The sequence below is a fragment of the Tuberibacillus sp. Marseille-P3662 genome (assembly GCF_900178005.1).
GTDB lineage: Bacteria > Bacillota > Bacilli > Bacillales > Sporolactobacillaceae > Marseille-P3662.
In genome coordinates this window covers 57,433-70,349 of sequence record NZ_FXBS01000002.1, presented here as the reverse complement: position 1 = coordinate 70,349, position 12,917 = coordinate 57,433, and the positions used below count along the sequence as shown (strand labels likewise).

Here is a 12,917-nt window from a genome sequence, read left to right as displayed (position 1 = left end):
CATGATTCGATAGCCTGGCGTGACTTACGTCGTAAAGTCGGTTGTTGATGATGGCGTGAAGTTAACAACTTCTACGACAATGGGGGTGTCTGCAATAATCGGATCACCTCCAGCTGGAACATCGATCGCTAATGATCCGACGCCGGTTGCTCCTGGTGTATAGGTTGACAAATCATTCATTTGCGGGATGCCGTTTACATATACCTTAAAGTAACTATTATCAGCAGCTAGCTCAGGTAATTCAGTGACAGCCGAACCATCGTCTTGGAAAAAGTCAGCAGCATCAATCGTTAGGGTACTGCCAGCATCGGTTTGTGCTGTCGTGTTATTGAAGAATTTGGTTGCAGTCGGTTCAACATTGGTGGTGATCGATCCACCGATTTGCAATTTCATTAATTGAAGCGCCATAGATTTTCACCTCTGCTTTATCATCAAGTTATGATTATCCTATGAAGACAAAATAATAATGTCTGGACAGAAGCAATAACTGTAGTTAAAAAGTCACAATTACATGAAAAATCATCAATTGTCTGGATATTCAATGATAATAAATTGCAAAATGATCGGCGCTCCTTTTATCGGAAGATCCTTAGATTTTAAGTGTAAAATGCCTTTCTCAATGTCATAAAGGATTTCAGGTTGGAGCACACCGTTAATAAATAGATTAAAATAGGACACCTCAAGTGGATTCAGGATTCCGCATTGACTATACTCTGTTAATTTATCATCATTAGTGTAAATTCGGCGTTGGCCATCCGAAATGGCATAATACGTCTGGGTTTCTACAGGAAGCACATTCGGATGTTGGGTATCATATCGTGGATAAATGCTGCGACATCCTGAAGGTGGTAGAAGTGAAGGACAACGGTGAACTGACGTATATTGCTTTATCTTATTTGCCATGCATGGATCCCTCCCAAACGGTAGATGAGTAAAGCGTGCCAATGTATGTAATTTCTTCTAAGAGACATATCACTATGATATTCATGCAAGTGTTTTTTGTATGGGCATGTGTTAAGTCATCCACAATTATAGGTGCCAGAAAGCTCCCGTATTGACATCTTTCTAATTTCCCTGCATAATACTCTAAAATAAGCAGATATCGGCAGAGAACAGGCTAGTACACCATTTTTCGAGTGTAAGAGATTGGGATTCACCGGCTGAGAGATCCCATCACTATGAGGTGGTCGAACCTACCTGGGAGCCGTCAGGCAAAAACCTGACCGCACCGTGCGTTATCGGATGAAGAGGGGACATCACATGAATGTGTATGATGTCAATCAAGGTGGTACCGCGGAATTTAGATCCCATTCCGTCCTTTGTGATAAGGGCTGAGTGGGGTTTTTTTATGTATAACAATGACGATAGGAGGTTGTTCATATGTTTCAAAAAGTGGCTTTTATCGGTGCAGGTTCGATGGCAGAATCGATTATTACAGGTGTATTGGCAAAAGGATTCTTATCAACTGAGCACATTTGGGTGACGAATCGGGATAATCAAGACCGGCTTGAGCGAATGAAAAATGTTTATCATATTCAAGTAACACAGGACAAACAGACAGCGGTGAACGATGCGGATATTATTATTCTGTCGATGAAACCTAAGGATATCAGTGAAGCAATCCAGTCAATCAAACCATTTGTGAACAAGGAGCAAATGGTTGTATCCGTGTTAGCGGGCGTCTCGACTGACTATATTTCAGACATATTAGCATCTGGATCACCTGTTATTCGAGCGATGCCAAACACATCAGCGGCGATTGGCTTTTCCGCGACGGCCATTGCTGGTGGCCGTTCGGTTAGCGATCATCACATAGATTTGGTTAAAACATTATTTCAAACGATCGGCACCACAACGGTTGTTGACGAGGATGATTTGCATACTGTGACGGGACTATCAGGCAGTGGTCCGGCTTATATTTACTATTTTGTTGAGGCCATGGAAGAAGCGGCTGCTGAAGCAGGATTGAAGCAGGACGTTGCAAAAGAGCTGATTGTTCAAACTTTGGTCGGGGCGGCGGAAATGCTGAAAACATCAGAAGATACCCCTTCAGTATTAAGAGAGAAAATCACCAGTCCAGGTGGCACAACACAAGCTGGACTCGAAACGCTTGAAAAATATAAGTATCAAGAAGCCTTGATGGCATGTATCAAACAAGCCGCTGCACGGTCCATCGAACTTGGCAGTCCATTTCAAAAGAAATAGAACAGTTAAAAGTCGTTTGAAGCGAGTGATATCTCTAACTAAAGATTGAATCACTCGCTTTTTATATAAATTTATTACTTTTTGTGTCAAAATCGACCAGAACGAAAGATCGAATAGATGAGCCATAGAAACATAAGAAAGGAGATGATGAACCCGATTTCGATAGCAGGAATTTTTGCCAAAATACTATTTCCGAACGTGGCGCCTACAATTAAGCCAACCATAATAATGCTGAAGGCAAGTAAGGTGATGCTGAAAGACAAGCGGTTGCCGACACGATCAAGTTTCCGCAGCAATTGATCAATTTGCGGCAGCTGCATTTCAAATTTTGTTTCGCCTCTGTTCATTTTCGTTAGGGCATCACTCACTTGATAAGGTAATTGATATAACATTTTCGTCAAATCTGTTAATTCATCCCATAGTTTTGCAGCGGCATTTTTAGGATGTAAACGCTCTAAAAGCAATTTCTTACCATAAGGCTCAGCCAAATGAATCATACTTAACTCGGGATCCAATTCTGTGACGATCGATTCAATGGTCATGAGTGATTTGCCAAGTAACGTGTAATCTTTAGGAATGATGATCTGATGTTTCTGCGTCGTGTTAAAGATGTCTGTTACGGCACTTTGGATATTGATTTCACTAAGTGGCACGTCGTAATACTTATCACGGAGTTCATCTAAATCAGCCCGCAGTTTTTTTTCATCAATGTCTTCAGGCGTGATACTCATTTCGCGGACAGCATTCATAAGGATATCCGTATCCTTTTTCATTAAGCCAATCACGAACGAGGCAAGATTGTGTTTCATGCTATGACTCAGAATCCCCACTTGTCCAAAATCTATATAAGCGACTTTATTTCCCGGTAAGAAAAACATATTTCCGGTATGGGGATCACCGTGGTAAAAGCCGCTGAGCAACACTTGATTTAAAAACGAATGGACAATACGGTTAGCGAGGACTTTTCTGTTAAATGAATCCGCAGGTAAGTCCTCTAAAGCTCTCAATTTTTTACCCTCAATAAAAGATGTGGTTAACACTTTTTTAGTTGAATATTCCCAGTAGACAGACGGGATTAGGATATTACGGTCGTTAGCAAATTGCTGGCCAACTTTCTCCGTATTCCGTCCCTCTTGGGTATAGTCCATTTCATTCTTTATTGCTGTCGCCACCTCATCCACGATGTCTCTCAATTGATAGTGTCTGGCCCAAGAAAAATGTTGCTCAACAAGCCGGGCTAGATCTCTTAAAATCTCAATGTCGTTTTCGACTTGAGCTTCAATCCGCGGACGGCGAACTTTAACGACGACGTCTTCGCCTGTTTGTAAAGTCGCTTTATGAACTTGGCCAATGGAAGCGGCTGCGGTAGATGTGTTTTCGAACGTTTGGAAGAGTTCTTCCGTCGGTGCACCTAATTCTTCTTCAATCGTTTGCTTAATGAATTCGCTATCAACAGGTGATATCTCATCTTGAAGTTTCTCAAGCTCCTGCGTCAGTTGCCGAGGGATTAAATCGACCCTTAAGCTTAATAATTGGCCGAGTTTGATAAAAGTCGGCCCAAGCTCTTCCATTAATAAGCGTACCCTTACACCAATAGATTTGGCGTTGTCAGTTCTTAGGTCAGCAGCCATTTTCTTTGGCAAAGACAACAGGTGGAATAAGCCTACTTCTTTAACAATGTACCCAAAACCATATTTAACAAGGGCTGTTGCCACTTCCCTATATCGGTTGATATGTCTCATGCGTTTCATGAGCATAACGATTCACCTGCAATAATCTTATTCTTCGTCATGGGATTGACCGTCAAGTTTCGCCTCTAGTCGATTCAGCCGTTCTCTGAGTTTGTCAGCTTCTTCTGTGGTGACAAATCCAAGTTGCTTTAATGATGAACGAATCTCATCGCGAAATGATTCACTCCATTCTTCTTGCTTGCCTTGACCTTTTTCACTCAGTTCGTGAATCATTTGTTTTGCTTCGTTTGGCGCGATATCTCCTTTTGCGACAAGATCATTGACATACTTCTCCGCTTTTTCTTTGCTAGCATAAGCCGCCCCTAATCCAAGGGAAAATCCCTTTTTGATCCAATCGTTCATAATTCGTCATCCTTTCAAGAACAGTCCTCTGTAATAGATACCCGAAAACCGACAAATTTATGCTTCAATGCTATTAAGAATAATTTTATTAACTTAAGGATATCTTAACAAGCATCTTAATTGCTACATAGGGCTGTTATCTATTACTTTTGGTGTGTAAGTGAGATATGAGCAAACATCCTGCATAGGAGGTTATAAGATGGCTAATAAAAAAGTACTTATGGTTGTGACCAATCATACCAAAATTACAGATGATCATAAAACAGGTCTTTGGTTAGAGGAATTTGCCGTGCCTTATAATGTCTTCAAAGAAAAAGGTTATGACGTTAAAGTCACGAGTATTGATGGGGGTGAAGTTGCCCTTGATCCAAACAGTCTTCCTGAAGAGAAAAATGAAGCCTGGGAAGCAGCCGAAAATGAACTGAAAGATACAGCTCAATTAAGTAAAGATGATGCGCAAGGTTTCGATGCTGTGTTTCTACCAGGTGGACACGGAACGATGTATGATTTTCCGGACAGTGAAACCCTGCAATACGTGCTGCAACAATTCGCCGAGGATGATCGGGTCATTGGTTCTGTGTGCCATGGTCCTGCCGGCCTTGTTAATGTGACGTATCAAAACGGTACACCGCTTGTTGAAGGTAAAAAAGTGAGTGCCTTTACTGACGAGGAAGAGAAAGATATGGGTCTTGATCAACATATGCCATTCTTACTAGAATCTAAGCTCCGTGAGAAGGGCGCTGACATCGTTAAAGGCGACAGCTGGAGCGACTTTTCTATCCGCGACGGCCATCTAGCGACCGGACAAAATCCAATGTCAAGCCGGAGTACAGCAGAAAAAGTGGTAGAAGCATTGGAAAGTTAAAATTAAAGTCGGGTGCTCCAAAAGCATGTAGAAAGCTTTTGGAGTACCCTTTTTTGGAAGAGGGCGCAATTGTATGTAAAAGGAGCGCAATTCCAAGTCAAAACGCCGCAAACCGGTTGATATGTTTGGAACTTCTCGAAAAAAGGAATCATGGATTATGGACAAGCCAATATAACGTTACACTAATTGAAGGAGTGTTTTGATATGAGTAATGCATTATTCACAGCCCATGCAACAGCTAAAGGTGGACGTAATGGCCATGTAAAATCGGATGACGGCTTGATTGATTTGAACCTGTCCATGCCGACTGAGAATCCGAATGAAGAAGGCTCTAACCCTGAGCAATTGTTTGCGGCAACGTACGCGGCTTGCTACGATGGGGCGCTCAATCTTGTCGCATCGAATAAGAAGAAAGACATCGAATCGACGACCACGGCTGATGTCAGTTTCTTAAAGGATCCTGAAGACAACGGTTTTAAAATTGGTGTGACCTTAAACGTAAATATGAGTGGTGTCAGTCAAGAAGAAGCTGAAAAGTTGGCGGAGAATGCTCACCAAGTGTGCCCTTATTCAAAGGCAACGCGTGGCAACATTGAAGTCACATTGAACGCAAAAGCTGTTTAAGTAGAAGTCAAGCGTAAAGCCAAGACATAAATGACATAGTCTTGACTTTGCGCTTTTTATTTGTTGTAATGAATTTAATTACCTAATGGAGGCGATTTCAGACAATGAAGTAAACACACAGTCTCGTTCAAGCTACTTAATAACATACGGCGAAAGCCTATGGTCCGAATTAACGGGATTCGTGTGTCTGAAATGAATAGCCTCATTTTATCGATTTTTTAAGTGTACACCCATATCATTGGGCGCACTTTGTAACACAATTAGGCGTCTTTTCATGTCCATCTCCTCAGTATCTGACCACAGGCCAACGCCTGTGTTTTTTTAATGCAAAAAAGATACGGAGGGGTTTGTATGTCTGTTTTTAAAGCCAATGGACTGAGTATGGAAATCAATGGTCAAGCGTTATTTCGGAATGTCGATATAGAGGTTGGAGCAGGTGAGCACATTGCGTTGTTTGGTCAAAATGGCTCCGGCAAAACAACGCTGCTGAATGGTGTGCTCGGACGACATTCATTTGATGAAGGAAGACTGCAGCGGTTCGTCCCATTAGATGAGTGGGGCTGGCTTGAGCAAGCACCGACCACTGGTGCAAATTTAACGACAACTGAATTTGTCCAGTCGGCAGCCAAAGAAAGGTTTGAACTGAAGCAACAGCTGGAATCATTACAATCACAGTTAAAAGATGAGCAGAGTGATAGCTTATGGGAGCGGTATAGTACGGTGTATGACCGTTTCCTGCAACTCGATGGTTATGCTCTTGAATCTGAGGCGGAGGCCACTCTACAACGCGTAAAACTTAATCCCTCAACATGGGCTTTGCCATTCCAGGCATTGAGTGGCGGTCAAAAAACCCGGGCACAATTAGCGCGTCTCATGATCGAAAAACCACAGTTCATCATCATGGATGAACCGACCAACCATTTGGACGGTGAAACATTGTCATGGCTGGAAGAATGGTTACAACATTATTCTGGTGCTGTATTGTTCGTATCCCACGACCGGCGCTTTCTCGATCGAACAGCCCACGCTATCTATGAATTAACTGTGGATGGAAGCCTGCGCTATACAGGTGGTTATACAGCCTATCAAGAACAAAAAGCGATTGAACGACAGACACAGGTTGCGCTTCATAAGAAACAGGAGAAAAAACGCCAAGAATTAATGGATGCGATTAATCGTTATCAAAAGTGGTTTCAGCAAGCGCATCAGGCGGCAGGCAACAATCCTGTTCTTAAGGCAAAAGCGAAAAAGAACGTGACACGATTTAAAGCGAAGGAGTCAGAACTGGAGCGATTGGAGAACGAACAGGTCAAAAAACCACGCGCTGATTCAAAGTTAAAAATACACCTAGATGCCAGTGAATTTAACGCCAGAAAGTTACTGAAAGCGGAAGAGCTTTCATTCTCGTATGACGATCAACCGATGTTTGAGAGAGTAAACTTGTCTATCAATCGGGGTGATCGTATCGCTGTGATAGGTCCCAATGGTTCTGGAAAAACAACGCTTCTTAAATTGTTAATTGGGGCACTGGCACCGACAGCTGGAAAAGTAGCAACACATCCGCAAACGAAGATCGGTTACTTTGCCCAAGAACTTGGTAACTTAAACAATCATCAAACGATTCTCGACAGTTTGCTATCTTTACCAGATATGACCCAGTCCGAAGCGAGGACGCTGCTAGGATGTTTTCTATTCAAGCAGGACGACGTATTCAAAAAAATGCGTGACTTAAGCATGGGTGAAAAATGCCGGGTCGCATTCTTGAAGTTGTATTTAAGCGACGCTAATCTACTTGTCCTCGATGAACCGACCAATTTCCTAGACGTTGACACGCGTGAAATCATTGAGGATATCTTGCAGTCTTATCCTGGGGGGATCGTGCTCGTCTCACACGACCGCTACTTGCTTAGCAAAATAGCCAACCGGGTGATCCAATTAAATAACCACACAGTCCATGATTACCCCGGAGGCTACGATGAATTTATGCAACAAGCTAAGCAGCTCGATCGCGGAGCTCGAGAACAGCATTGGGAAAATGAACGCCAAAGGCTGGAAATGACTTTGACGCAATTAATGACGGCAGATACCACGGGCATGTCCGAAGCTGAGCAAAGGGAACAACTGAATGACATTCGATCGATTCGACAACGGATTGGTGAACTTGAAAAAATGCTTGATAGTTGATAAATGATTCATAAACAAAAAAAACGGTTCAGAACGCGTGGAAACGCGTCTTGAACCGGTTTTGATTTGAATGCCTGTCCGTTTATTGAACACCTTTCGTCCATTCAGAGACAATGTCTTGATGGTTGTCGACCCATTTTCGAGCAGCTTCTTTTGGTTCCAGGCCATTATGGATCATGGACATGATTTTCTGCATATTTTCTTTTTTCCAATGGAATTGATCTAAAATCTTGTTAGCAGCCGGTGAATCTTCTTTTAACCCTTTGCGTGTTAATATTTTGATATCATCCGGGTCGCCGTAAAAGTTTTTCGGGTCTTTCAAGTATTTCAGGTCAAAATCTGAGAAGGCCCAATGCGGTGACCAAAGCGTCACGATAATGGGTTCTTTATTCTTGATGGCTTTTTGCAATGCTGCGGTCATCGCTGTGCCAGAACTGGATTTGAGATGCCACTTATCCAGACCGTATCCCGTCATCACTTTTTTTCGGGTTACTTGCATTTGCCCGGCACCAGCATCAATACCAGTAATCGTCCAATCCGTTTTCTCGCCGATGCCATTTTTATTCTTTGCTAAATCCTCAATAGAGTCAACGTCCATATACTCTGGAACAACGAGCCCAAGCGGTGCCTTGTGAATATGAGGACCAAGGTCAACAAGATTATCTTTGTATTTTTCCCAATAACTTTTATCTGTGTATGGTAGCCAAGCACAAACGGTGGCATCTGAGGTACCATCAGCCACACTCGAATACATGGCCCCTGATGTAATTTGTTTTAAGGTCACATTATAGCCCGCGTCTTCAAGGACAGCTTCCATAACATGGTTACTGGCAATCGCCGATACCCACGCCACATAAGAGAGGGTGATGTCTTTATTACCGAGATTGTCCGCCGTTTTTTGATCCGAATGGTTCGAACCATTACTGTTACCACATGCTGCTAGAGCGATTATAAGTCCTAAAATACAGACTAGGTGAATCAGTTTGTTCTTCCTCAACATAAATTTTAAGTGCCTCCTGGATAAATGAATATATCTCAACGTTGTTGAACATTAGTCGTATGGATGATTGTCATCAAAGGGAATATACTTAAATAAATCGCCGCTTTCAATCGAGTTTACAAGTTTTTTTAACCAATAATAATAAGGTTTTGACTCCTCGAACTGCTGAAAAATGTCTTGTGCCTTTTCTTTTGATGCATTGGGAGCATCGTTTGAATCAATCACTTTTTGTAGCCGTGCTTGAGCATGTGAAATAGCTTCTAAGTTAAGTTGCGCCTCGCGTTCCCATTTCTTAGTGAAAAAGTTTTCAAAGAAACGAAAAAAATCTTTCTCAGCAATATAAGTGTTTTTTCTCGTTCCCTTTTGGAACGTTTTTTTGACGATGTTGAATTCCTGTAATCTTTTAACCCCGGTGCTCATGCTTGGTTTACTCATACCTAGCTCTTCACGCATCTCATCTAATGTCATGTCATTTTCAAGATACATGGTTCCGTACAACGTACCAACGCTTCGTGTGACCCCGTATAAATCCATCGTTTCGGCAAGGGCGTCAATGACCAATGATTTTGCTTCGGAAATGGCCGCTTCAGCATCGTTAACATAAGCTTCACTCATATTAGCCCCCCTTTCATTATGCATTAAGAAAATTATATACGTTTGATACATTCTTCAATATTAACGGATCCTGTAAATATGTCAAAACCCAATATTTTTTAATTGTGTCTTAGCTTTGTCATATCAAAGGTTGAGCATTGTACGGATTTCATCAATCTAGAAGACTCTATTTTAGATTATGAAGCGGCAGAAGGCAAAAGGCCATTGGAAAATCGGATTCTACCACTTAAAACAATCCCAACAACTTGTACTGAAAACTGTTTAAATATGACACCGACACTCTCCTAAACCTGAAATAGATCAAGTGACGTTTTTACTTCTCCTCAGATTAGAAAACACGCGCCCTAAGGACGCGTGTTTTTTATAATGCCTAGTTACTCGTTAACCTTATTAAAGCCATAATTTAAAAGTTTTTTCGTCTCGGTAAATCTGGCTGTTTTCGTGTCTGTGCCAATAACAACGGAAATCACACGTTGGCCATGTCTTTCGACGGTTCCGACAAAACAATAGCCTGCTTGTTTGGTATAGCCGGTTTTCAATCCATCTAAGCCATGATAGGCCAGTTTTTCTATTCCTCTGTCTGGTAACATTAAGTTGGTATTATGATATTGGATGCTTTCTCCACTTTGCTGCATGACAGCGACCGTTTTTTGCGATATGTTCAAAGCCTCAGGATAGCTTTGTATCAAATGATGTGCCAGAACAGCAATGTCCTGAGTCGACATGACATTGCTGGCATTTGGAGAGCCTGTTGAATAAAAACGCTCTAGATCTTGGTTACTAAGACCTGTGCTATTCACAAATTGTGTCTGTTCTAATCCCATTTCATCCGCCGTTTGATTCATACGTTTGACAAATTGCTTCTCACTGCCGGCGACTTTCTCAGCAAGAGCGACTGTGGCGCCGTTAGCTGAATGAATCGCCATCGCCTGGTAGAGTTGTCGAACGGTATAGGTCTGTCCTTTTTTCAAGGGAACGCTTGAGAAGTCAGGGTGACTTGAAACCCAATAAGCATAGCGGCTGATCGGTACTTGTGTTTGCCAGTCTATATCGTGTTCATGAATCGCTTTTAATACGAGATATTCACTCATAATTTTTGATAAGCTTGCTGGTGGATAGGACTGATTAGAATGCTTAGTATAAATGAATTTTCCATTGTCATTGTTCATTAATACCGCAGACTTAGCATTGATGTTTAGCCCAGGTTGATGAGAGTCAGTATTTATTAAGGAATCAAGATTGAATGACTTAGGGTTGAATCCAAATACAATGGCACATATGAATGCACCGACGAGACATAATTGTGTTATTTTCTTGAACATGTAGTATAAACTCCTTGTTTCATGATTTCGTCTATTATTGTAAAGGAGCGTTTTTAAGAATACCGGAACATTTTCTTAAGATAATCTTAAGTTTATACAAACATTCTAACCATTAAACGGTGTTCTTAAATGATCTTAGATGCAACATCGAATTGAGCTGATTAAATCGATCAGTATATAATATTGAGGACTCAAAGGAGGGCTTTATCAGTGAAACAAATTATGGTTGTTGACGATGACCCCGAGATTGTTAATCTCGTTCATATCTATCTGACAAACGATGGCTACAATGTTATTCCGGTTTATAATGGGAACGAAGCGTTATCGGTGATCAGTCATCATCGTGTTGATTTGGTAATATTAGATATCATGATGCCTGATATTGATGGCATGGAAGTCTGTCGAAAAATAAGAAAAGATAATGTTGTGCCCATTATAATGCTTAGCGCAAAAACAGAGGACATGGACAAGATTCAAGGATTGATGACTGGGGCCGATGATTATATGATTAAACCTTTTAATCCCATGGAGTTATTGGCGAGAATGAAGTCTTTACTTCGTCGCTTTCATCTGTTCACTCAACAGGATGGCGACAATAGTAGCCATAAGGATGATGTGGTTCAGATCAATGATTTAAAGATTAATAAGGACTATCATGAGGTAACCTACAGAGATTCGCTTATTGATCTAACGGCTAAGGAATTTGATATTCTTTATTTGCTGGCTAATCATCCTGGTAAGGTTTATAGTGCTGAAGATATTTTTAACTTGGTATGGAATGAGCCTAATCCCTCCAATAATACAGTTATGGCACATATAAGTAATCTTAGGGAAAAGATGGAACGTGCCGCGGGATATAAAATGATTAAGACGGTATGGGGAGTAGGATATAAAATTGATCAATAATAGTCTTAGTGTCATCCAGAAAAGATTGGTGACTCTTATAATAAATGCGGTGTTATTGGCAGGTGGATTAACCTTCCTTTTGTTTCAATTAATATATACAATGGTTGATTATTTACCCTTTTATATGGCATCCATATTTTATTTTATTCATGATTTATTGGGTCAAGTAATCCCCTTTACTTTAATTTATATTGCCTTGTTCTTGGTTTTTATTTTGCTATTGAGTCGGAAATGGTCGTTGGAATTCCAACGGCTACAAGAGAGTACTGATCGCATGATGACCGATCAATTCGATGATCAAGATGCTCCGAAATTTTCTTATCCTGAATGGAGGAAATTATCAGATCATATCAAACAAGTGTCAGATCAGTTGCAAAGTGCTATGGCAGAAGAGCGCAGGGCAGTAGAAGGAAAAAACGAATTGATCACTAATGTTTCTCATGATTTGCGGACACCGTTAACCTCTATCATTGGGTACATGAGGTTAATTGAAGGCGACCAATACATCGATGAGGTTGAATTACGCTATTATACATCTGTTGTCTACGATAAGTCTTTACGACTGGAACGTATGGTGAATGACTTGTTTGAATATACCCGGTTGAACTTTGGCTACCCAAACCTCAATGACGATGAGATTGATCTAATTCAATTATTAATGCAACTGAAATCACAGCTGCATCCACAACTTAATGAAGCTGGGATGGATGTTCATTTATATAATCAAGTTGATCAACTAATCATAACTGCTGACGGTGATAAGTTGGCTCGGGTCTTTGAGAATTTATTAATGAACGCCGTGAAATATGGGAAAGGGACAAAGACGATAGACTTATCCGCTCAGACAAGGGGACATGAGGCCATCATAGACGTGACTAACTACGGTCCGAAGATACCAGAAGCTGAATTACCCCATATCTTTGAACGTTTTTATAGAGTGGAGAAATCACGGGCGGTGGAAACCGGTGGCTCGGGTCTTGGCTTAGCCATTACAAAAAGTATTGTTGACCTTTATGGTGGTCATATTGATGTCGTCAGTACCCATCATGCAACAACATTTAAGGTCGTTTTACCTTTAATTAATCAGTGAAGTATTATTAAAA

Annotated in this window: 13 protein-coding genes, 1 pseudogene and 1 other annotated feature; of the genes and pseudogenes, 7 read left to right on the top strand and 7 right to left on the bottom strand. The window is 41.2% G+C overall.

What is annotated here, in order from left to right; genetic code table 11:
- Positions 1-24: 24 nt before the first annotated feature.
- Together B9Y89_RS00505 and B9Y89_RS00500 are read right to left on the bottom strand one after the other, a co-directional pair.
- Positions 25-408: a DUF4183 domain-containing protein gene (locus B9Y89_RS00505; protein ID WP_085520585.1), complete on the bottom strand. Its 384-nt coding sequence runs from the start codon at positions 406-408 to the stop codon at positions 25-27.
- A gap of 114 nt (positions 409-522) precedes the next feature.
- A complete protein-coding gene (locus tag B9Y89_RS00500) occupies positions 523-903 on the bottom strand; it encodes a DUF4183 domain-containing protein (protein WP_085520583.1) in 381 nt (126 codons plus the stop codon).
- Positions 904-1,099: 196 nt separating this feature from the next.
- Positions 1,100-1,323: a binding site (T-box leader), on the top strand.
- Between the two features lie 57 nt (positions 1,324-1,380).
- Here B9Y89_RS00500 and proC point away from each other — a divergent pair.
- The gene (gene proC / locus B9Y89_RS00495; RefSeq protein WP_085520581.1) at positions 1,381-2,205 is read left to right on the top strand and encodes a pyrroline-5-carboxylate reductase; all 825 of its coding nucleotides are present in this window, start codon (positions 1,381-1,383) and stop codon (positions 2,203-2,205) included.
- An 86-nt stretch (positions 2,206-2,291) separates the two neighbouring features.
- Here proC and B9Y89_RS00490 read toward each other — a convergent pair whose 3' ends face one another.
- Together B9Y89_RS00490 and B9Y89_RS00485 are read right to left on the bottom strand one after the other, a co-directional pair.
- Positions 2,292-3,962 (bottom strand): ABC1 kinase family protein, encoded by a 1,671-nt coding sequence (locus B9Y89_RS00490; protein ID WP_085520580.1) that lies wholly within the window; start codon positions 3,960-3,962, stop codon positions 2,292-2,294.
- 21 nt (positions 3,963-3,983) lie between these two features.
- Positions 3,984-4,298 carry a phasin family protein gene (locus B9Y89_RS00485; RefSeq protein ID WP_085520578.1) on the bottom strand — a complete coding sequence of 105 codons (315 nt, stop codon included), beginning with the start codon at positions 4,296-4,298 and terminating at the stop codon, positions 3,984-3,986.
- Positions 4,299-4,497: 199 nt separating this feature from the next.
- Here B9Y89_RS00485 and B9Y89_RS00480 point away from each other — a divergent pair, with 199 nt between their 5' ends.
- The 3 genes from B9Y89_RS00480 to abc-f all read left to right on the top strand — a co-directional run bounded on the left by B9Y89_RS00480 (position 4,498) and on the right by abc-f (position 7,971).
- Positions 4,498-5,163, top strand: a complete 666-nt coding sequence (locus B9Y89_RS00480; RefSeq protein WP_085520576.1) for a type 1 glutamine amidotransferase domain-containing protein — start codon at positions 4,498-4,500, stop codon at positions 5,161-5,163.
- 204 nt (positions 5,164-5,367) lie between these two features.
- A complete protein-coding gene (locus B9Y89_RS00475; protein ID WP_085520575.1) occupies positions 5,368-5,787 on the top strand; it encodes an organic hydroperoxide resistance protein in 420 nt (139 codons plus the stop codon).
- Positions 5,788-6,138: 351 nt separating this feature from the next.
- Positions 6,139-7,971, top strand: coding sequence for a ribosomal protection-like ABC-F family protein (gene abc-f / locus B9Y89_RS00470; RefSeq protein ID WP_085520573.1), 1,833 nt, complete (start codon positions 6,139-6,141; stop codon positions 7,969-7,971).
- Between the two features lie 82 nt (positions 7,972-8,053).
- Here abc-f and B9Y89_RS00465 read toward each other — a convergent pair whose 3' ends face one another.
- Positions 8,054-8,971, bottom strand: a complete 918-nt coding sequence (locus tag B9Y89_RS00465) for a glycine betaine ABC transporter substrate-binding protein (RefSeq protein WP_085520571.1) — start codon at positions 8,969-8,971, stop codon at positions 8,054-8,056.
- A gap of 51 nt (positions 8,972-9,022) precedes the next feature.
- Positions 9,023-9,586 carry a choline uptake/conversion transcriptional regulator CudC gene (gene cudC, locus B9Y89_RS00460; RefSeq protein WP_085520570.1) on the bottom strand — a complete coding sequence of 188 codons (564 nt, stop codon included), beginning with the start codon at positions 9,584-9,586 and terminating at the stop codon, positions 9,023-9,025.
- 159 nt (positions 9,587-9,745) lie between these two features.
- Here cudC and B9Y89_RS19240 point away from each other — a divergent pair.
- Positions 9,746-9,832, top strand: a pseudogene (locus B9Y89_RS19240) (hypothetical protein); the annotation flags it as partial.
- Positions 9,833-9,960: 128 nt separating this feature from the next.
- Here the strand turns inward: B9Y89_RS19240 and B9Y89_RS00450 are convergent.
- A complete protein-coding gene (locus B9Y89_RS00450) occupies positions 9,961-10,908 on the bottom strand; it encodes a D-alanyl-D-alanine carboxypeptidase family protein (RefSeq protein WP_085520566.1) in 948 nt (315 codons plus the stop codon).
- A gap of 222 nt (positions 10,909-11,130) precedes the next feature.
- On the opposite strand from B9Y89_RS00450, the gene B9Y89_RS00445 reads away from it, so the two are divergent.
- Both B9Y89_RS00445 and B9Y89_RS00440 read left to right on the top strand, forming a co-directional pair.
- Positions 11,131-11,814 (top strand): response regulator transcription factor, encoded by a 684-nt coding sequence (locus B9Y89_RS00445; protein WP_176222057.1) that lies wholly within the window; start codon positions 11,131-11,133, stop codon positions 11,812-11,814.
- On the top strand, positions 11,804-12,904 hold the full coding sequence (locus B9Y89_RS00440) for a sensor histidine kinase (RefSeq protein ID WP_085520562.1): 1,101 nt from the start codon (positions 11,804-11,806) through the stop codon (positions 12,902-12,904). The genes B9Y89_RS00445 and B9Y89_RS00440 overlap by 11 nt, the downstream gene beginning before the upstream one ends.
- The last annotated feature ends 13 nt before the right edge of the window (positions 12,905-12,917 follow it).